The organism is Jeongeupia sp. HS-3, from assembly GCF_015140455.1.
In the GTDB taxonomy this organism is placed as follows: domain Bacteria; phylum Pseudomonadota; class Gammaproteobacteria; order Burkholderiales; family Chitinibacteraceae; genus Jeongeupia.
Window position 1 is genome coordinate 2,935,615 of the sequence record NZ_AP024094.1, and the last position, 20,434, is coordinate 2,956,048.

16 protein-coding genes, 1 pseudogene and 1 riboswitch are annotated in these 20,434 nt (G+C 64.5%); of the genes and pseudogenes, 8 read left to right on the forward strand and 9 right to left on the reverse strand.

Annotated features, from left to right (window positions below; translation table 11 throughout):
- Positions 1–34 precede the first annotated feature (34 nt).
- Positions 35–1,285 (forward strand): D-amino acid dehydrogenase, encoded by a 1,251-nt coding sequence (locus tag JLC71_RS14140; RefSeq protein ID WP_200916084.1) that lies wholly within the window; start codon positions 35–37, stop codon positions 1,283–1,285.
- A gap of 89 nt (positions 1,286–1,374) precedes the next feature.
- Positions 1,375–2,388: a porphobilinogen synthase gene (hemB, locus tag JLC71_RS14145; protein WP_200916085.1), complete on the forward strand. Its 1,014-nt coding sequence runs from the start codon at positions 1,375–1,377 to the stop codon at positions 2,386–2,388.
- Between the two features lie 4 nt (positions 2,389–2,392).
- On the opposite strand, the gene JLC71_RS14150 is transcribed toward hemB, so the two are convergent.
- The 5 genes from JLC71_RS14150 to JLC71_RS14170 all read right to left on the reverse strand — a co-directional run bounded on the left by JLC71_RS14150 (position 2,393) and on the right by JLC71_RS14170 (position 8,131).
- Complete coding sequence (locus JLC71_RS14150; RefSeq protein ID WP_200916086.1) at positions 2,393–2,686, reverse strand: hypothetical protein; 294 nt, start codon at positions 2,684–2,686, stop codon at positions 2,393–2,395.
- 24 nt (positions 2,687–2,710) lie between these two features.
- Entirely contained in the window at positions 2,711–4,378 is a 1,668-nt protein-coding gene (locus JLC71_RS14155) for a M30 family zinc metallopeptidase (protein ID WP_200916087.1), read from the reverse strand.
- Between the two features lie 64 nt (positions 4,379–4,442).
- Complete coding sequence (locus JLC71_RS14160; protein WP_200916088.1) at positions 4,443–5,648, reverse strand: GGDEF domain-containing protein; 1,206 nt, start codon at positions 5,646–5,648, stop codon at positions 4,443–4,445.
- Positions 5,649–5,726: 78 nt separating this feature from the next.
- The gene (locus tag JLC71_RS14165; protein WP_200916089.1) at positions 5,727–7,034 is read right to left on the reverse strand and encodes an NAD(P)/FAD-dependent oxidoreductase; all 1,308 of its coding nucleotides are present in this window, start codon (positions 7,032–7,034) and stop codon (positions 5,727–5,729) included.
- Positions 7,035–7,135: 101 nt separating this feature from the next.
- On the reverse strand, positions 7,136–8,131 hold the full coding sequence (locus tag JLC71_RS14170) for a bile acid:sodium symporter family protein (protein WP_200916090.1): 996 nt from the start codon (positions 8,129–8,131) through the stop codon (positions 7,136–7,138).
- Positions 8,132–8,297: 166 nt separating this feature from the next.
- Positions 8,298–8,403, forward strand: a riboswitch (TPP riboswitch).
- Between the two features lie 19 nt (positions 8,404–8,422).
- Here JLC71_RS14170 and thiM point away from each other — a divergent pair.
- The 3 genes from thiM to thiD are packed head-to-tail and all read left to right on the forward strand — an operon-like array spanning position 8,423 to position 10,690.
- Complete coding sequence (gene thiM, locus JLC71_RS14175; protein ID WP_200916091.1) at positions 8,423–9,247, forward strand: hydroxyethylthiazole kinase; 825 nt, start codon at positions 8,423–8,425, stop codon at positions 9,245–9,247.
- Between the two features lie 7 nt (positions 9,248–9,254).
- Positions 9,255–9,893: a thiamine phosphate synthase gene (thiE, locus tag JLC71_RS14180; RefSeq protein ID WP_200916092.1), complete on the forward strand. Its 639-nt coding sequence runs from the start codon at positions 9,255–9,257 to the stop codon at positions 9,891–9,893.
- The gene (gene thiD, locus JLC71_RS14185) at positions 9,890–10,690 is read left to right on the forward strand and encodes a bifunctional hydroxymethylpyrimidine kinase/phosphomethylpyrimidine kinase (protein WP_200916093.1); all 801 of its coding nucleotides are present in this window, start codon (positions 9,890–9,892) and stop codon (positions 10,688–10,690) included. The genes thiE and thiD overlap by 4 nt, the downstream gene beginning before the upstream one ends.
- Positions 10,691–11,020: 330 nt before the next feature.
- Here thiD and JLC71_RS14190 read toward each other — a convergent pair.
- Positions 11,021–11,994: pseudogene (locus JLC71_RS14190) on the reverse strand (IS481 family transposase).
- Positions 11,995–12,219: 225 nt separating this feature from the next.
- On the opposite strand from JLC71_RS14190, the gene JLC71_RS14195 reads away from it, so the two are divergent.
- Positions 12,220–12,747, forward strand: coding sequence for a GNAT family N-acetyltransferase (locus JLC71_RS14195; RefSeq protein WP_200916094.1), 528 nt, complete (start codon positions 12,220–12,222; stop codon positions 12,745–12,747).
- Between the two features lie 361 nt (positions 12,748–13,108).
- Here JLC71_RS14195 and hslU read toward each other — a convergent pair whose 3' ends face one another.
- Positions 13,109–14,440 (reverse strand): ATP-dependent protease ATPase subunit HslU, encoded by a 1,332-nt coding sequence (hslU, locus tag JLC71_RS14200; RefSeq protein WP_236250909.1) that lies wholly within the window; start codon positions 14,438–14,440, stop codon positions 13,109–13,111.
- Between the two features lie 153 nt (positions 14,441–14,593).
- On the opposite strand from hslU, the gene yedA reads away from it, so the two are divergent.
- Positions 14,594–15,460: a drug/metabolite exporter YedA gene (gene yedA / locus JLC71_RS14205; RefSeq protein ID WP_200916095.1), complete on the forward strand. Its 867-nt coding sequence runs from the start codon at positions 14,594–14,596 to the stop codon at positions 15,458–15,460.
- 216 nt (positions 15,461–15,676) lie between these two features.
- Positions 15,677–17,200: a threonine ammonia-lyase, biosynthetic gene (gene ilvA, locus JLC71_RS14210; RefSeq protein WP_200916096.1), complete on the forward strand. Its 1,524-nt coding sequence runs from the start codon at positions 15,677–15,679 to the stop codon at positions 17,198–17,200.
- Between the two features lie 56 nt (positions 17,201–17,256).
- On the opposite strand, the gene fabI is transcribed toward ilvA, so the two are convergent.
- Positions 17,257–18,021, reverse strand: a complete 765-nt coding sequence (fabI, locus tag JLC71_RS14215; protein ID WP_200916097.1) for an enoyl-ACP reductase FabI — start codon at positions 18,019–18,021, stop codon at positions 17,257–17,259.
- The gene (locus JLC71_RS14220; protein WP_200916098.1) at positions 18,018–20,408 is read right to left on the reverse strand and encodes a DUF3141 domain-containing protein; all 2,391 of its coding nucleotides are present in this window, start codon (positions 20,406–20,408) and stop codon (positions 18,018–18,020) included. Before JLC71_RS14220 ends, fabI begins: the two co-directional genes overlap by 4 nt.
- Positions 20,409–20,434: the final 26 nt, after the last annotated feature.

Genomic DNA, 20,434 nt, shown 5'->3' on the forward strand with positions numbered 1-20,434 from the left:
CTACGCCGAAACGGCGGGCCGGCGAGGATTCGGGATGAGGGTGATCGTGGTCGGAGCAGGGGTGATCGGCGTGACGAGCGCGCATTACCTGAACGCGGCAGGCTGTGCGGTGACGCTGCTCGACGCGCAGCCCGGCCCGGCGCTCGGCACCAGCTTCGCCAACGCCGGCCAGGTATCGCCCGGCTATGCCGCGCCGTGGGCGGCGCCCGGCGTGCCGTTCAAAGCCTTGCGCTGGCTGCTGTCGCCCGATGCGCCGCTGAAAATTCGCCCCGACGGCTCGTGGTTCCAGCTCGCCTGGCTGGCGAGGATGCTCGCCAACTGCAGCCATGCCGCGTACGAGCGCAACAAGGCGCGGATGGTGCCACTGGCCGAATACAGCCGCGATTGCCTGCGCGGCCTGCGCGCCGAGCTTGACCTGCACTACGACGAACGCAGTCTCGGTACGCTGCAGCTGCTGCGCGATCCGGCGCAGCTGGCCGCGGCGCGGCGCGATGCCGCCATCCTCGAGCGGATCGGCGTGCCGCACCAGTTGCTCGACGTTGCTGGCGTGCTTGAATACGAGCCGGCGCTCGCTCGCGTTGCCGACAAGGTCGCCGGCGGCTTGCGCTTGCCGAACGACGAAACCGGCGATTGTCGCCGCTTTACCGAGCGGCTGGCCGAGCGGGTCGTGGTCGATGGCGTGCAGATCCGCTACGGCGCCGACGTTGCTTCGCTGCTGTTCCGCAATGGCGCTGTCGTTGGCGTTCGGCTCGCCGGCGGCGACGAGATCACGGCCGATGCGGTGGTGCTGGCCGCCGGCTGCGCCAGCCGTGCACTGGCCCGGCCGCTGGCGTTGCCGGTTTACCCGGTCAAGGGCTATTCGATCACGCTGCCCTTGCACAATCCGGACGCCGCGCCGCGCTCGACCGTGCTCGATGAAACCAACAAGATCGCGCTGACGCGTTTCGATACCCGTTTGCGCGTCGGTGGCATGGCCGAGGTCGCCGGGTTTGACCTGCGCATTGATCCGCGCCGCATTGCCACGCTCAAGCGCGTGACCGCCGAGCTTTTCCCCGATGCCGGTGATCTGGGCGAGGTTGAAGCCTGGACGGGCCTGAGGCCGATGACGCCCGATGGCACGCCGCTGGTGGGTGCGTCGGGCATGGGCGGGCTGTGGCTGAACACCGGCCACGGCACGCTCGGCTGGACCATGGCCTGCGGTTCGGCGCAGTTGCTGGTCGACCTGATGCTCGGCCGTCCGGCCGCGTTACCGGCGTTTGACTACACGCTGGCGCGTTACAGCTAGGTGCGCAAATCAAGGCCAGTTGTACCCGGAAGGCGCGGCGTGGCTCGGGTAAAATCACCGCACCCGAATTCGATAGCCGAGGCTATGCAATGACCGCTTTCCGCGCCTTTCCCGCCACCCGCATGCGCCGGATGCGCCGCGACGATTTCTCCCGCCGGCTGATGCGCGAATCGTCGCTGAGCAGCGCCGATCTGATCCTGCCGGTGTTCGTGCTCGATGGCGAAGGGCGCGAGGAAGCCATCGCATCGATGCCGGGCGTCAAGCGCCAGAGCATCGACCTGCTGCTGAAGACCGCCGCCGAGGCGGTCGAACTGGGGATTCCGGCGCTGGCGCTGTTCCCGGTGATCGAGGCGGGCTACAAAAGCCTCGACGCGTTTGAGGCGTGGAATCCGCACGGTCTGGTGCCGCGCACGGTGCGTGCGCTCAAGGATGCGTTTCCCGAGCTTGGCGTGATCACCGATGTCGCGCTCGACCCGTACACCACGCACGGTCAGGACGGCATTCTGGGTACCAGTGGCGATGACGACGGCTATGTGCTCAACGACGTCACCGTGGCCGCGCTGGTGAAGCAGGCGCTGTGCCACGCCGCCGCCGGTGCCGATATGGTCGCGCCGAGCGATATGATGGACGGCCGCATCGGTGCGATCCGCAGCGCGCTCGACGCCGATGGTCATATTCATACGCGCATCCTTGCTTACTCGGCCAAGTACGCCAGCGCCTTCTACGGCCCGTTCCGCGACGCGGTCGGCTCGAGCGGCAATCTGGGCAAGGCCAATAAATCCACCTACCAGATGGACCCGGCCAATAGCGATGAAGCGCTGCACGAAGTCGCACTCGATCTGATGGAGGGCGCCGATATGGTGATGATCAAGCCGGGCATGCCGTATCTGGACATCGTCCGGCGGGTGAAGGACGAGTTCAAGGTGCCGACCTTCGTGTATCAGGTTTCGGGCGAGTACGCGATGCTGCAGGCGGCGATCCAGAACGGCTGGCTGGCCGGCGACAAGGTGGTGCTGGAATCCTTGCTGGCGTTCAAGCGTGCCGGCGCCGATGCGATCCTGACCTACTACGCGATCGACGCGGCGCGACAATTGCGCGGCTGAGCGCTCAATCGAGCACCTCGTTCGCCTTTTCCGGCGGCAGTGCCGCCAGTGCGCGGTTGGCGAGCCGCTCGGCCTTCTGCCGGCCCGACGAGCCGATCTGTACGCCGAGGAAGGCGCCGACGAGCGTGCCGATCAGGCTGGTGAACACGCCGACCAGCGCGACAACGTCGCTCGGCTTCCAGTCGGTGCCGACCGACAGGAAGCCGGCGAGGATTGCCGTGATCAGCAGGCCGACGAAGGCGAAGACCAGCGCCGAGCCGAACTTCAGTTCGTCGGTGCTATTGGATTCAGCATGCATCTTCCGTTCCTCCACGATGCGGCGCTACTGGATGATCACCGACAGCGTCGTATGCGCCGGAATCACCACGCGCTCGGTGTACGTCACTGGCAGGTTGCGGCGCACGAAGGGGAAATGGCCGTAGCCGGACAGCGTACTTGGCAGCACCGTCGGCAGCCGGCGGCGGCTGGCGTAATCCGGGCCGCTGATCGCCACCAGGGCAAAGCCGTTATCGCTGCGTGCCGGGTAGCCGAAGCCGGCCGGCGATGCGGCGGCCGGCAGCAGCGCGATACTGGTGCCCCAGCGCTGAAATGCAATATTGAGCCCCGGCCCGCTGGCCCGGCGAATGGCGTCGTCGAGTACGGCGACCGAATCGCTTGAAGCCTTGTCGCGCAGCAGCGTCTGGTAAAAGCCAAGACCGTAATGGCGCAGCAGAAAGCCGCCGAAGCTGCCGGAAACGTCATAGCCGAAGCAGGTGGAGGTGGTTTGCCACACCGTCAGCGGGCAGTTGTACTCGGCATTGGCCAGCCACGCCGGGAAGCGGTCGTCGCGGATGGTGTTGTAGCCCGGGGTAACCTGGGTCGAGAGCAGATCCTCCATCATCATCGCCGTCATTTCTTCCAGCCAGACCGCGTTGGCGTAGTTGCCGCCGAGCAGCACCGCGCGCTGGTAGAAGTTGATCATGTGTGCCAGTTCGTGCGCGAGCGTGCTCTTGGAGAAGGTCAGCCCGCTTGCACCGTCGAGGTAGAGCGTTTCCGAATCGACGAAAATCGCCAGTGCTTCGTTGCTGCTGGCGGTGGCGCTGCTGCGCACGAAGTTGTTGCCGCTATAAAAATAGGCAACCACGCCATACGGTTTGCCGTTGCCATTCTGATTGACGATGACAAGGTCGATCGCCTGATCCGGGCCGATCAGCGCCGCCGCCGAGGCGGGCGGTACGCTGCCCCAGGGGTCGCCGGCGATGCCGGTTGCCAGCGGGTAAATGGCGTTGCTGCCGCTGGCGAAGGTCGCTGCCAGGGTATCGAGGATGGCATCGCTGACCTTGGCGGACCCGTATTCGCTGTTCTCCAGCCACAGATTGACCTGTCGGCCGCTGGTGGTGGAGAGCTGCCGCCGCAGTGTGGTGCTGCGCTGGCTGACGCTGCCGTTATCGTCCTGGTTGAGCCAGCTGCGGGTGGCGCCAACGGCAAATTCGCCGGTTCTGCTTGCCCGTATTCGCGCCGTGTCCGGCGTTTGAGTGAGCAGCGCGGCAAAACCGCGGGCGTTGAATTCGTCGACCTGCGGCGGGGTGTGGCGTTCGCGCGTTGTCGGTATGGCGTCGCGGATGACGTTCTGCGTTGCCGCGTTGTCGAGTGTCACCGTGGGCAGGGTGATGTCGCTGGTCGATTCGTTGCTGTAGACGAGTGTCGCCGTCTTGCTGCTGACGTTGTCGATACGGATCTGGATCTCGGCGGGGCCGGTGCCGACATTGCGGTAGCGCCAGAGGCCGACATCGCGGCCGGTGTAGCGGTTGGGGTTGTCGGCGCCGCAAAAGGCGCCGATGCAGTCGACGACAAAGGCTTCTTGTGGCGCGGGGGTCGGCACAGGCGTGGTGGTGCCGCCGGCGATGAGGTCGGTGCTGCCGCCACCACCGCCACCGCCACCGCAAGCGGCAAGCAGCAGGGCAAGCAGGGCCGGCGCCAAGAGCCGGGCCACTTGGGAATAAGGGCGCATGGTCATTGTTGGGAACGCGATCTTTCGATCTTTCAATGTAGGAACGATCATCCGGAAATGCCCGCTACATTCGGCTGCCGTGATCCATGGCCGGTGGCGGTCTGGCGATGGCGCGGCGCTGTTTGGCCGATCGGGCGGCATGACGGGCCGCGTCGGCGCGCAGATGAGCGGTCTGCAGTGCTTCGTGCGGCAGCAGCGCGGTGCTGCCGATGCTGACCGATACCGGCGTGCCATCCGGCGTTTGCACCTGCAGGGCGATGTCGTCGGTCAGTCGCTTGCCGAGGGCGCCGGCGGCATCGGCGGCGCAATCATGCAGCAGCAGCGCGAATTCATTACCGCCGATCCGGGCGCAGAGGTCGCCGTTGCGGCCGATATGGCGCAGGGCGCCGGCCAGTGCGATCAGGATCTGATCGCCGGCCGGATAGCCAAAGCGGTCGTTGATTGCCCTGAAATGGTCGACATCGAGCAGCAAGAGCGTGAGCGGCAGATGCTGGCGCTGCGCCTGTGCCTGCATCAGCGGCACGGTTGCCTCGAAGTGGCGACGGCTGCCGATGCCGGTGAGGATGTCTTCATTGGCACGGCGCAGCAGCGCGGTGTGCGCCTCAAACAATCCGGCTTCGGCACGCGCGTGGGTGAAGCACAGGAAACCCAGATCGCGGCCTATCATCAGCAGTGCCGCCGCCAGCAGTGCACCATTCAACAAGGGGTCATGCTCAAGGGCGGCGGGCGCCAGTTGCATGCTGCGCAGCCCGCGCAACAGATGCAGTGCGGCAAACAGCGCGTGTACCGCGATCAACAGCCGCAGCGCCAGCGCGTGTTGCGGCAAGGACGCGCCGAGCAGTAGCGCCACCACCCGTGCATTCAGCCAGACCAGGCCGGCAGCCATGACCGCGCCGAGCTGCGGCAGCGTCAGCCCGGCCAGCATGCCGGTCATCCAGATCACATAGGCGCCGCCGCATTGCAGCAGCATGTCGCGGCAGGCATCGGCGGTGTCGCGGCCCAGTGTGCGCCGCAACGCCCATTCGCTCAGTACCGGCGTCGCCAGAAGGCCGGCGTTGCCGAGCATCGCCGCCGGCAGCGGCGCCAGCCACGCCTGCGACATCAGTAGCAGCGCGGCACCCGAGAGCAGATCGGACGAGGCCCAGAGACCGACGTTGGTGTCGTTGCGGCGGTGCCACCAGATCAGCAGCATGAAGGCTGCGAGCGTCAGGTAAATGGCGCTCGACAGCAGCCAGAGGCCGGGGCGGTCGGTGAGCAGGCTGGGAAACATGCGGCGGGCTTGTCGGCAGGATGTTTCAGCCTAGCCGAGTCCGCCCAGCGCCGCCTGCCCCGACCGGCGAGCAAACGGCTAATGCAGTTTCAGCGTCGGCCGCGCGGCCTTCTTCAGCTTGTCGCCTGCCCACAGCAGCATCGCCATCGGCCAGCCGTGAATCGCCGCCTGATGCATCCGGTACAGCGACACGTACATCATCTTGGCGCTGCGGCCCTCGACGTGATAATCGCGCTTGGGGCCGACGATGGCGGCGAGGCTGCCGACGGCGCGGTACTTGCCCAGCGACACCAGCATGCCCTGCGGTTTGAACACGAACGGTTCCGGCATCTCGCCGCGATTGAGCGCAACCAGCGCATCGGCAAGCCATTCGGCTTCCTGCCGGGCCGCCTGGGCGGTGGCCGAGAGTGTTTTGCCGCTGTCGCCATCGGGCGCCGCGGCGCAATCGCCGATGACGCGAATGGCCGGATCATCGATACAGCGCAGCGCGGCATCGACGATGATCTGGTTGGCGCGATTGACCTGCAAACCTAGCGTCGCCAGCCAGTTCGGCGCCTTGACCCCGGCGGCCCAGATCCGCAGCGCCGCGTCGACCCGGCGGCCATCGGCAAGCGCAAAACCACGCTCGTCGGCCGAGGCGACGCGCACGCCGGCCACCACGTCGATATGCCGCTTGGCCAGTTCCTCGGTCGCGTACAGACTCATCGCCTCGGGCGCGCCGGCCAGGATGCGGTTGGCGCCTTCGATGATGTAGATCTGCAGTTGTTCGGGACGGAACTGCGCACCGTAGGCGTGCAGCTCGGTCACGGTGTGGTGGATTTCCGCCGCCAGCTCGACCCCGGTGGCGCCGCCGCCGACGATGCCGATGCGCAGCTCGCTGGCCGGATCGTCGCCGCTGGTGACCGAGAACGCTGCGGACAGAATGCGTTTGCGCAGCCGCTCGGCATCGTCCTGGGTATTGAGGAACAGGCAGTGTTCGGCGACCCCGGGCGTGCCGAAGTCGTTGGGTACCGCGCCGACGGCGATCACCAGCGTGTCGTAGGCCAGCTCGCGCGCCGCGGCGATCTGGTGGCCGTATTCGTCGACGACCGGTGAAATCCGGATCAGCTTGCGTTCGCGATCAAGCCCGTCCATCCAGCCGTATTCAAACTCGTAGCCGTGGTGGTGGGCGTGGGCGAAGTAGTTGACCTCATCCTCGCCGGTATTCAGCGCGCCGGTCGCGACCTCGTGCAGCAGCGGTTTCCAGATATGCGTCGGCGAGCCGTCGACGAGGATGATCTTCGCGCGCCTGCCGCGGCCGAGCCGCTTGCCCAGCCGGGTGGCCAGCTCCAGCCCGCCGGCACCACCGCCGACGATCACAATGCGCTGCGTGTTCGGGTCGATCATATGCACGCTCTCCAGAATGACAGCTGGCCGCGCAGGATCACGCGGCGAGGGATGGCTTCATCCTAACGGTGCCAGCGGATGTAGGCCATGCAAGCGTGACTTCATGCCGTCGGGGTATCGGAGTGATCCGTCCGCTCGGCATAGCGCTTGGCGATGATCGAGCAGACGAAAAGCTGGATCTGGTGATAGAACATGATGGGCAGCACGATCAGCCCCAGCGCCGGGTGCGCGCCGAAGATCAGCTTGGCCATCGGGATGCCGGCGGCAAGGCTCTTTTTCGAGCCGCAGAACACCGCGGTGATTTCGTCTTCGACGCTGAAACCGGCCCGGCGTGCGGCAAAACGCGTCAGATACAAGGCGACGAACAGCACCACGCTGACGATGGCGGCCACGAACAGCAGCATGCCGACGCTGTAGTTCGACCAGATGTGCGCCATCGCCGAATCGCAGAACGAGTTGTAGACGATGAGCACGATCACGCCGCGGTCGACGTAATTGACCAGTTGCCGGTGCTTGAGCAGCAGTTCCTTCAGCAGCGGGCGCAGCAGCTGGCCGGCCACAAACGGCAGGAAGAGCTGGATCGCAATCGAGCGCAACTGCTCGAGCAGCGAGAGGCCATGGCCGCTGTGCTGGAATAGCAGGCCGACCAGCAGCGGCGTGATCATCATCCCCAAGAGGCTGGATAGCGTGGCGTTGAACACCGCGCCGGCGACATTGCCGCGCGCCATCGATGTCATCGCCACCGACGACGACACCGTCGACGGCAACGCGCACAGGTAGAACACCCCGAGCAGCAGCGCCGCCGGCAACCAGCTCGAGAGGCCGAAATACAGCGCCAGCCCGATCAGCGGAAAAATCACGAAGGTGCTGGTCGTCACCAGCAGGTGCAGCCGCCAGTTGGCGGCGCCGGCCTTGAGCCGCTCGGGCGCGAGCGAGGCGCCGTTGAGGAAGAACACCACGCTGATGCCGATCGCGGTGATCCAGTCCATCTGCAGCACGCCGCCGCTGGCGCCGAGCGCCGGGGCGAGGTTGGCAACGACGATGGCGAGGATCAGCGAGAGCAAAAAGCCGTCGAAGAGTTTACGCAGGCTGGACATCGGTTTTCCTTCGGGTTCGTGATGCAAGGCTCGTTCGAGTGGCCATTGTGGCCGACGGCCTTATTTTGTCACAGTAGTAATAATTGTTGATGCAATCATTCTGGCCGCCGGCATCGAAGCCTTGTTTTACGTCATTGACCGCGCCGCATCCAGCGCCGGACAATCAAGCCTTGACTCGGGGCGCCGCCCGGGGCGCTTTGCGCAGGCGGCTGAGAGGAACCCGCACACCTGATCTGGATCATGCCAGCGTAGGGAAGTCGTATGGCTTCCCTCGCCTGTCCGGGAGCCCATATGTCTATCAGATCGTCTATCAGACCGTCCGCAAAGCCCATTCCGCTCGCCATTGTCGCCGCCGAACTCGCCCGTGTACGCGCGGCCGCGCCGCTGACGCACTGCCTGACCAACGAAGTCGTGCAAGGCATCACCGCCAACGTACTCCTCGCGCTGGGCACCAGCCCGGCGATGATCGTGGCCGAAGAAGAAGTCACCGCCTTTGCCGGCATCGCCGGCGCGGTGCTGATCAATGTCGGTACGCTGTATCCCGAACGCTTTGCCGCGATGCACCGCGCCGCACAGGCCGCACAGGCCGCCGGCACGCCGTGGGTGCTCGATCCGGTTGCCGTCGGCGTGCTCGATTACCGCACCGGCGCGGCGCGCGAGCTGCTGGCGCTGAAGCCGACGGCGATCCGTGGCAACGCGTCGGAAATCCTCGCGCTCGCCGGGTTCATTGGCGCCGGCAAGGGCGTCGACAGCACCGCCAGCGCCTATGCGGCGGTTGAGGCGGCCGAACAGCTGGCGCGCGATACCGGCGCCATCGTCGCCGTCACCGGCGAAACCGATTACATCACCGATGGCGAAAAAACCTGGGCCGTGCCTTGGGGCGATCCGCTGATGACGCGCGTGGTCGGCACCGGTTGCGCGCTGTCGGCGGTGGTTGCGGCGTTTTGCGCCGGCGCGGACAACAAGCTCGACGCCGTCGCGGCGGCCTGCGCGGTGATGGCGATCTGCGGCGAATGCGCGATGGATGTGGCGCATGGCCCGGGCTCGTTCACGCCGGCCTTTCTCGATGCGCTGTATCTGATCCAGCCCGAACAACTGTTGCCCCCAGCTGAGTGAGCACCGCATGAACACCATCGATCTTTCGCTCTACCTCGTGCTCGATCCCGACCTCTGTGGCGGTATAGCCGGCATGGTCAGCACTGCAGTGATCGCGGCGCAAAACGGCGCCACCGTGGTGCAACTGCGCGCGCCGCAGTGGAAAAAACGCCAGTGGTTCGACGCCGCGGTGGCGCTGAAGGCAGCGCTGGCGCCGACCGGCGCGAAGCTGATCATCAACGATCACATCGACATCGCGCTGGCCATCGATGCCGACGGCGTCCACGTCGGCCAGGCCGACCTGCCGGTGGCCGAAGTGCGCCGGCTCGTCGGGCCCGGCAAGATCGTCGGCCTGTCGACCAGCAATGCCGCGCAGCTCGCCGCCGTGCCGCTGGCGCTGATCGATTACATCGGCGTCGGCCCGGCCTACCCGACCGGCACCAAGCAGGATGCATCGGCGGTGATCGGCGTCGCCGAGTTTGCCGCGCTGATGCAGGCGAAGCGCTGCCCGGCGGTCGCGATCGGTGGCATCGGTCTCGGCCGCGCCGCGCCGCTGATCTCCGCCGGTGCCGACGGCGTCGCCGTGGTGTCGGCGATCTGCGGCCAGCCCGACGTGGCGCTGGCGACGCGGGCATTGTTCAACGAAATCACGGAGGCCCGCGCATGAGCCAGGTCCACGCACTGACGATCGCCGGCTCGGATTCGGGCGGCGGCGCCGGTATTCAGGCCGACCTGAAAACCTTCTCGGCGCTCGGCGCCTACGGCATGAGCGTGCTGACTGCGCTGACCGCGCAAAGCACCCAGGGCGTGTTCGCCGTGCACCCGGTGCCGCCGGATTTCGTCGCCGCACAGCTCGATGCCGTGCTTGCCGACATCCGCGTCGACGCCGCCAAGCTCGGCATGCTCGCCAATGCCGACATCGTCCATGCGGTCGCCGACGGCCTGCGCCGGCATGCGATACCGAATGTCGTGCTCGACACGGTGATGATCGCCAAGGGCGGCCACCCGCTGCTGGCACTGGACGCGGTCGAGGCGATCCGCACGCAGCTGCTGCCGCTGGCCGAACTGATCACGCCCAACCTGCCCGAAGCCGCGGCGCTGCTCGATTGCGATGTCGCGCTGGACGAAGCCGAGATGCGCCGGCAGGGCCGGGCGCTGCTGGAAGCGGGGGCGAAGGCGGTGCTGATGAAGGGGGGGCATTTGGAAGGAGAAATCTGCCCGGATTGGCTGATCACCCGCGACGGCGAACACCGCTTCGCCGACGCGCGCATCCGGACCAAGAACACTCACGGCACCGGTTGCACCTTGTCGGCGGCACTCGCGGCCTTGCGACCGCGCCACGCCGACTGGGTTACGACGGTAGCCGCCGCGCGCACCTATCTGCGCGCGGCGATCAAAGAGGCCGATGCCTTGCAGATCGGCAAGGGGATCGGCCCGGTTCACCATTTTCATGCCTGGTGGTAATGGCAGAGCCGCGTAGCCGCTTTTGCTACCGCTAGGCCTGCGCTGACACCGAGCCGGACGGGTAGTGCATTGCGTAACGTGGCGCTGAGCCGTTTTGTTTCCTCGCGGCCGCATCCGGAGCCGCCGTCAGCTTGCGGTAGCTCGCGTTCAGCGCCTTGTCGTGCTGCATGTACCACTGACCGTTTTTTCACGGTCGAGTGGCAGCCGGCGCGGGTCGCAGGCACTGGATACGGCGCTGCAAAAGGGGAGGGCGGCAATGGGCACGAGGACTGTATTCAATCGGGTCCGGTCTATTCGGACTGCAAGCCGCCAACTGGCGGTGCGACGGGGCTAAGTGTCCAGTCCCGGACGATTCACCACGCGCTTAACAAATAAATCCGGCCGTCGCTGCTGCCAATCTTTCATCGCCTGCAGCGGCGTTCGGTGTTGCAAGGCCAGTTGCGGTAAGTGCTGGTTGTACAGCCACACATAGCGCTGCAACGTCTGCGCCAAATCCTCGCCAGACTCAAAGCGATGCGTCGCCAGTACCTCGCTGATCCGGCCGTTGAAACGCTCAACCATGCCGTTGGTTTGCGGATGGCGCGGTTTGGTCAGCCGGTGCTCAATCTGCAGCGCTGTGCACAGCCGATCAAACTCATGCTCGCCGCTGGCGGTCTTGGTTTTATTGAACAAGCGATCGGTGAACTCACTGCCGTTGTCGGTCAACAGGATCTGCAATTTAAACGGGATGGCTTTGGCCAAGGCGGCCAGGAATGCCTTCGCGCTTGCAGCGGTCTTGTTGGGCTTGATCTGCACGAACACCCAGCGGGTGGCGCGGTCGATGGCGACGAATAGATAGCGGCGGGTGGTTTCGTCCGGCATTTGCGGCAGGTATTTGACGTCGACATGGACAAAGCCAGGGTCGTAATCCTTGAAGGGTTTGCTGTTGCGCGCCCGCTGTGTCGGTTCGAGCGCATGCAGGCTGCCGACGCCGTGGCGGCGCAGGCAGCGATCCAGTCCGGAGCGGGAGACCGTCGGATGCAGGAACTCGCGGATCACCACCAGCAATCATCCAGCCCCAGCTTAAGGGTTTGGCGCAGTTGTACTGCGACCGCTTCTTGCGCGGGCGTCAGCGTGGTTTGCAGTCGATGCGCCGTATGAGAACGATCCTGTACGTCCTGGCGTTGGCGCCACTTGCGAATGGTATCCACGGTGACGCCGTAGCGACGTGCCAGTTCGGTGTTGGGTATGCTGGTCGGCGCCGCCTGGATTTCGGCGCGAATGGCCGGGGTGGTGCGGGCGCGCTGGTGCAGTTGGACGATCATCGGGCTGACCTCGTCAGGGAAGCTCGCAGCTTAGCAAGCGCATGGCGGGCACAGTGAAGTCGCCAGCTGCGAGGGCTTATATTATCGTCCGGGATGCGACAGCTAAGCGGCTTGTTTTACCGGCTGGAATACCGCTGGATATTTTGGTTTTACGCTGTCGTTTCCGCGTAACAACCCTTATGGCTATGGTATACGATCCATAGGGAGTGGTGTTTCAATGCTGGCATGAATATGCCTCTGCCCAGTATTGAAATGAATACAGTCATCCGCAAATTGAATACCCTGGCCGACATCGAGCCATTTTTCCCCATGCTCGGCTATGCCGAATACAGCGAATTTGATTTGCAGAATCCTGCTCATCTGAGCTGGCTGCGACAGAGAATCGACCGGCTTTTATATTGTGGCGCCCAGTATTTTGCCATTCTGGCCGAAGACAATTCGCCATATGCCATTGCCAGCGTACTGATCGACGAGCGTCCGATCGAGCTGGGTGGTCACTGGCAAAGCGCCGAACTGATGCAGATGGCCGTTGCTGCCGAGTTAAGAAAGCAGGGGTATGGCTCTCAATTGCTTCAGTACATTTGCGCAGAGATGAAAACGCATCGGGTATATAGCCTGAACCTGCATACCTATCCGGCCGATTATGATGTGATCGCATTTTATGGCAAAAACGGCTTCATGCCCTGTGGGCTGGTGCCCGACCATTACGGCCCGGAGCTGGAAGGCAAGCTGTATTTGCGCAAGGTTTTATAGCCTAACCCATTGGCCTTTGGGGATGAAAGGCAGTTTATTTGTGGCGATATTGTTGTATGTGGATAACGCTGTCTGCCGACTAGCCAGGAAGGCGGGTGTCATGACCTATGCCATCCACCCTATACGGGAAACTAATCGTCCTGAATCAATAACTACGGCCAGAACCGAATCAGCGCATAAGGCGGAAGTGCGCGTCCACCGGCTCGATCCATTGAAAACCTGCGTCTGCCATTAATTTGACGATCAGAACGGGATGGTCGAGCGATTCGAGCGGCATGGTGGGGTTCCTGCGCGCCCGGCCCGATGTCATCGGGCCGGGGGGCATGGCAAGCCGCCGGTGCCCATGCACCGGACTTTCCGTTTACAGCACGAAGCGCGCCAGATCCTCGTTGCCGGCGACTTCGCCGAGCTTGGCTTCGACCGCGGCGGCGTCCATCACTACCTTGCCACTGCGGGCGTCGTAGGAGATTTCTTCCAGCAGCTTTTCCATCACCGTGTACAGCCGGCGGGCGCCGATGTTTTCGGTCGCCTCGTTCACCTGCCAGGCGATTTCCGACAGCCGGCGCACGCCGTCTGCGGTGAACTCGACCTCGACGCCTTCGGTCGCCAGCAGCGCCTGGTATTGCTTGGTCAGGCAGGCGTCGGTTTCGGTGAGGATGCGGCTGAAGTCGTCGACCGACAGCGACGTCAGCTCGACCCGGATCGGAAAGCGTCCCTGCAGTTCGGGGATCAGGTCGCTCGGCTTGGCCAGCGCGAACGCGCCGCTGGCGACAAACAGGATGTGGTCGGTATTGACCATGCCGTACTTGGTGCTCACCGTCGTGCCTTCGACCAGCGGCAGCAGGTCGCGCTGCACGCCTTGGCGGCTGACTTCGCCGGAGCCGCCTTCGGCCCGGCTGGTGACCTTGTCGATTTCGTCGATGAACACGATGCCGTTCTGCTCGACCGCCTTCAGTGCCTCGGCCTTGATGTCGTCTTCGTTGACGAGCTTGGCGGCTTCTTCGTCGGTGATCAGCTTGATCGCATCGATGATCTTGAGCTTCTGCGATTTTTTCTTGTCGCCGAACGCGCCCTTGAACATCTGCGACAGCTGGCCGCTCAGGTCTTCCATGCCCGGCATGCCCGGTGGCGCGAACACATTCATTTCCGGCATCGCCTGGGCGACGTCGATGTCGATTTCCTTGTCGTCGAACTTGCCCTCGCGCAGCATCTTGCGGAATTTCTGCCGGGTTTCCTTGCCCTGTTCGTCGTCGTTGGCGCTGGCGTAGGCCTTGTTCGGCGGCGGCAGCAGTACGTCGAGGATACGTTCCTCGGCGGCGTCTTCGGCGCGGACGCGGTTCTTCTTGATCGCCAAATCGCGCACCTGTTTGAAGGCGACTTCCATCAGATCGCGGATGATGCTGTCGACGTCCTTGCCGACGTAGCCGACCTCGGTGAACTTGGTCGCCTCGACCTTGATGAACGGCGCATCGGCCAGCTTGGCCAGCCGGCGGGCGATCTCGGTCTTGCCGACGCCGGTCGGGCCGATCATGAGGATGTTCTTCGGGGTGATTTCGTGCCGCAGCGGTTCGGTCACCTGCTGGCGGCGCCAGCGGTTGCGCATCGCGATCGCCACGGCCTTCTTGGCGGCGGACTGGCCGACGATGTGTTTGTCGAGTTCGTGAACGATTTCCTGCGGGGTCATCTGGCTCATGGTGCGATCCTTGCGGCGTCAATCGGGTCGATATCAATCCGGATCAATATCAATCCTGGGTGGTATCAATCAAATCCAAATGGGGCTGTGACGGCATATTTAAAGCGTGGCTGTGACGTGTGGATTACCACTCGTCCCGGTAAGCTGTTGAAAATGAAATCATTCGACTCGCGCCTCATCGTTTCGCTCCTCTTGATGTACATCGTCTGGGGCTCGACCTACCTCGGTATCCGCTACGCGGTCGAGGATTTGCCGCCGTTGATGATGGCTTCGATGCGTTTTGCCATCGCCGGGGGGCTGATGCTGGCGTGGCTGAAGCTGCGCGGCGCACCATGGCCGAGCTGGCAGCAGGCGCGCTCGGCGATGATGATAGGCACGATGATGCTGGCGTTTGGCAACGGCGCGGTGTGCGTCGTCGAAACCGAAGTGCCGTCGGGGCTGGCGGCCCTGCTGCTGGCGGTGGCGCCGCTGTTCGCGGTGCTGTTCGACTGGGCCTGGGGCAACCGGCCGCACCGGCTCGAATGGCTGGGCGTGGCGCTGGGTCTGGGCGGGGTGATTTTGCTGCAGCAGGACACGCGCTTCGGCGGTGCCGCGTGGGCGTTTGCGCTGCTGCTGGCCGTGGCCTTGGTGTGGTCGTTCGCCGCGGTATGGCAGCGCCGGCTGCCGCTGCCGCCGGGGCCGATGTCGGCGGGCATCCAGATGTTCACCGCCGGTTGTGTACTGGCCGTGGTATCGCAACTGCGCGGCGAAGTCATGCCCGATCACGTCGGCTGGCAGAGCTGGACTGCGCTCGCCTACCTGACCGTGTTCGGCTCGCTGATCGCCTTCAACGCCTTCGTCTACGTGCTGACGCACGCCAAGCCGGTACTGGCGTCGAGCTATGCCTACGTGAACCCGCCGGTGGCGGTGCTGCTGGGCTGGCTGATCGCCGGCGAGCACGTGTCGGCGGCGATGCTGGTCGGCATGGGCGTGGTGCTGGCCGGGGTGGTGTTGCTGATGCTGGCCAGCCGCCGGCATTAAAACCGGCCCCCAAATCCTGCTGGCTGCGTTGTGCTCGCTTGCCGTACCTGGTTGTACTGTCTGCGCTTCACACGCCTTGCCAGCACCGTTGCACTGGATTTGAAGCCCGGTTTTTGTCCGGTTTGGCGGTGATTGGCGCTGGCCTGAATCGGCTATCCCCGCTACAGTAGTTTCCCGTATTTCCCGTTGCCAAGCTCAGCCAAGAAGCGAAACGCCATGACCAATCCGCCGAACGATTACCTTGAACGCATCCTCACCGCCCGCGTGTACGACGCGGCGATTGAAACGCCGCTCGAACTCGCACCGAATTTGTCGCGCCGCATTGGCAACCAGATTCTGCTCAAGCGTGAAGACATGCAGCCGGTGTTCTCGTTCAAGATTCGCGGCGCCTACAACCGCATGGTCAAGCTGTCGCGCGCCGATCTCGATCGTGGCGTGATTGCCGCGTCGGCCGGCAACCATGCGCAGGGCGTGGCAATGTCGGCGCAAAAGCTCGGCTGTCGCGCCACCATCGTCATGCCGGCCACCACGCCGCGCATCAAGGTCGACGCGGTCACGCGCCGTGGCGCCGAGGCGGTGCTGGTCGGCGATTCGTATTCCGATTGCTATGCGCACGCGATGAAGCTGGTCGAGGAAAGCGGTGCGACCTTCATCCATCCGTTCGACGATCCCGACGTGATCGCCGGCCAGGGCACCTGTGGCATGGAAATCCTCATGCAGCACCCCGATCCGCTCGATGCCGTGTTCATCCCGGTCGGCGGTGGCGGCCTGATCGCCGGCGTGGCCGCGTACATCAAGCGCCTGCGGCCCGAAGTGAAGATCATCGGCGTCGAGCCGACCGATGCCAATGCGATGTATCTGTCGCTGAAACTGGGCGAGCGCGTGAACCTGCCGCAGGTCGGCATTTTCGCCGATGGCGTCGCGGTCAAACAGGTCGGCGAGGAAACCTTCCGCGTCTGCCGGCAATTCGTCGACGACGTCATCCTCGTCGACACCGACGCGATGTGCGCGGCGATCAAGGACGTGTTCGAAGACACCCGCTCGATTCTCGAACCCGCCGGTGCACTGGCGATCGCCGGCGCCAAGGCGTGGGCCGCGCGCGAGAAGGCCGAGGGCAAGACCTTCGTGGCGATCGCTTCGGGCGCGAACATGAATTTCGACCGGCTGCGCTATGTGGCCGAGCAGGCCGAACTGGGCGAGGGCCGCGAAGCCGTGGTTGCCGTGACCGTACCGGAACAACCGGGCGCGTTCCGCAAGTTCTGCAGCCTGATCGGCGCGCGCAACGTTACCGAGTTCAACTACCGCTACGGTGCCGACGACGAGGCGCATGTGTTCGTCGGCCTGTCGATCCAGAACCGTCATGAAGTCACCGAGCTGATTGAAAAGCTCGCCAATAACGGCCTGCCGGCAACCGACCTGACCGACAACGAGCTGGCCAAGCTGCACGTCCGCCATCTGGTCGGTGGCCATGCGCCACAGGTGACCAACGAGCGGCTGCTGCGCTTCGAATTCCCGGAGCGTCCGGGCGCGCTGCTCAACTTCCTCGAGAACATGAGCGAGACTTGGAACATCAGCCTGTTCCACTACCGCAACCACGGCGCCGATTACGCCCGCATCCTCGTCGGCATCCAGGTGCCGCCGCAGGACGATGCCGAATTCGCCGCCTTCCTCGACAAGCTCGGCTACCCGTACTGGATCGAGACCGAGAACGAGGCGTACAAGCTTTTCCTCGCTGCGTAACGCCAAGCAATAAAAAACCGGCCTTGATGGCCGGTTTTTTATTGGCAACGACATGCTTACGAAACGATGTTGATCCCGCCATCGACGTAGAACACCGAGCCGGTAATGCGCTTGGCGCCGTCTTCGCACAGGAAGGCCGTGGCTTCGCCGACGTCGTCGATGTCGATCAGCTCGCGCAGCGGTGCGTGCTGGATCGAGTTTTCGATCAACAGGCCGAATTCGCGGATGCCGCTAGCGGCACGGGTTTGCACCGGGCCCGGCGAGACCGCGTGGACGCGGATCTTCTTCGGGCCCAGTTCGTTGGCCAAGTAGCGGGCAACGCTTTCCAGCGCGGCCTTCACCGGCCCCATCACGCCGTAGTTCGGCACGACCTTCTCGGCGCCGTAGTAGCTCATCGTGATCAGCGTGCCGCCGTCCTTCATCAGCGGTTCGGCCAGCTTGGCGATGCGCACGAAGGAATGGCAGGAGATGTCCATCGCCTGCAGGAAACCGTCGCGGCTGGTATCGACCACGCGGCCGTGCAGGTCGTCCTTTTGCGCGAACGCGATCGAATGCAGCGCGATGTCGAGCTTGCCGAACTTGTCGGTGATCGCGGCAAAAGTCGCGTCGAGCGAGGCATCGTCGCTGACGTCGCACTTGAGCAGCAGCGCCGGTTCCAGCTCCGGCAGCAGCGGCTTGATGAAGTCGAGCGTGCGATCGTTGACGTAGGTGATCACCAGCTGGGCGCCACGCGCCTTGAGCGAGCGGGCGACGCCGTAGGCGATCGAGTGGTCGTTGGCGATGCCGGTAATCAGGGCAACGCGGCCTTCAAGCGATTTCATTCTTTATCCTCTTTGGGGCGGGATGTGGTCGGGCGGCGACGGGCCGGTTTGGCATCGTCGTTGGCCGGGGTGACGGGTTTCGCTGCCGGTTTGCGCCGTGTGACCGTTCGGGCCGGGTCGGTTTCGGCGGCCTGCCGGGCGGGCTCAGGCACGCTAGGCACCGGCTTCTGCGGCGTGATCGGCAGGAGTTCGGCCCGCAACTCGGCCAGATTGTGCAAGGCTTCGGTGGCGCCGGGAATGACATGGATCAGCGCATCGAAGTGCTCGAATGCGGTCGCCAGTGCGTCGCGGCTGTCAAACAGCTGCGGCAGCGTCTTGCGAGCCTCGGCCGGGAAGCGCCAGACCAGCAGCGCCTGTTCACGCAGCTTGGTGTGGCGTTCTTGCGGGCTCAGCGCCGCGAGCGTGCGTTCCTGCACCAGCCATTCATACGCGGCACTGCGGCGTTCGACCTTGATCGACGACAGCCCCTGCGTAATCAGGATCGCCAGCCGGATCATGCCGTCGGCGTTGTCGCCCTGCGGCAGCCTTGCCAGCAGTGCGGCGTCATCGAAGTCCGGCTCGGCCTGGCCATCTTTTTTCAGGTAATCCGGGATGTTTTCGCTGCCGATGCCGGCGAGCGCCAGCATGCCGTAGAGACTGAAGAACTCCAGCTCGCTCTTGGCGTCGCGCAGGTCGCGGTACAGATCGAGCGACGTCGCCAGCTGCTTCGTACCCCAGCGTTCCAGCGTGCGCAGCTCGGGATCGCGTGGCTTACGATGCTCGCGCACCACCTCGGCCAGACCGGCGTTGAGTCTGGCGAGCGGATTGAGGCTGGACCAGCCCCAGTGCTGCACGCGCAGCGGATGCAGCTGCCGGCCGATCTTGGCGGCATCTTCGGTTACCAGCGGTGCAAGCCATGGTCGTACCAGGGTCGAGTAAATCGACGTACCCAGTGCCGAGATGGCTTCGACGGCGGCAAACGGCGCTTCGTCATGGCGCTCGAACTTTTGCAGGCCGCGCAGTTCCTCGACCGCGCGCTCGATCAGCTCGGCCTCGTAGCGCGGCTGGCCGTCGTCGCCGGTGACGGTATCGATCTTCAGCTGATACAGGCCCGGTTCGAGTGTCTCGATCACTTCAAGCAGCTCGACGATCTTGGCGTGTTCTTTCAGCGCGATCTTGGCCGAAACAAAGATGCCGAGATGGCCGGTGGTCTTGTGCTCGAGGCCGACGACAACCTGGCCCGATGCTTTCAGCGCCGCGGTGCTCGGATAGAGATCGAGAATCCAGTTGAACGCCTGCTGCGGTGGCGTGATGTTGTCGCCCATCGACGCGAACACCACCACCGGCGCGCGCAGCTGGTGCAGGTCGTAGGCGCCGCTGCGGGCGGTGGCCTTGCCTTCGGTCAGGTTGTTGCCGATGAACAGGTTTTCGACGATCCAGCGGATTTCTTCCTCGTTCATCAGGAAGTAGCCACCCCACCAGCGTTCGAAGTCGAGGAAACGCGGCGGTTCGGTATCGATCTGGTCGTACAGGTGATAGTTCTTGGTCACCAGCGTGTTGGCCGGATCGAGGTTCTCGAAATTGTCGACCAGGTAGGCGCCGTCGAACTTGCCGCCCCCCAGATCGGATGCCAGCAGCGCGCTCCACGCGCCGCCGAGATTGCCGCCAGCGTAGCGCATCGGGTTGCCGCCGTCGTTGCCGGCCCAGTACGACACCGGTGCGCCATTCATCACCAGCGCGCCGACCAGCTCGGGGTTTTGGGCTGCGACCAGCATGGCCGCCCAGCCGCCCTGGCAGTTGCCGACAAGCGCCGGCTTGGGCGAATCGGGGTGGCGGCGGATGACTTCACGCAGGAATTCGGCTTGCGTTGCGGTCACGTCGGCGAGCGTCTGGCCGGCTTCGGGTTCGGGGAAGAAGATGCAGAAATACACCGGGTTGCCGGCGCGCAAGGCCATGCCGACTTCGGAATCATCCTTGAAGCCACCGATGCCCGGGCCGTGGCCGGCACGCGGATCGAGGATCACGTAGGGGCGGGAGGCCGGATCGATTTTTACGCCTTCGGGCGGGGTGATGGCCGCCAACGCGTAGTTCACCGGGCGCTTGAAGGTGCGCGCATCGAGGATGATGTCGTAGGCGAAATGCAGTAGCGGCGGCTTGCCGGCCTTTTCGTGTTCGAGGTAGTTGTCGCCGCGCTGGCGCAGCGTGTCCCAGAACAGCACCTGGCGCTCGAAGCTGTCGCTCAGGTAATCGAAGGCGGCAAAAAAGGGATTGGCCGTGAACGGCAGCTCGGGAACGGTTTGAGCGTGGGTAAAGCGGGTCAGTGCATCGCGCAGCCGGCGTTGCCACAGCAGGCCGAGTCGGGCCTGCAAAGTGGTCGCGGTGGCGAGACGCTCGGAAGAACTCATCATGCTGGGTGTCTCCTTGGTCGCAAATA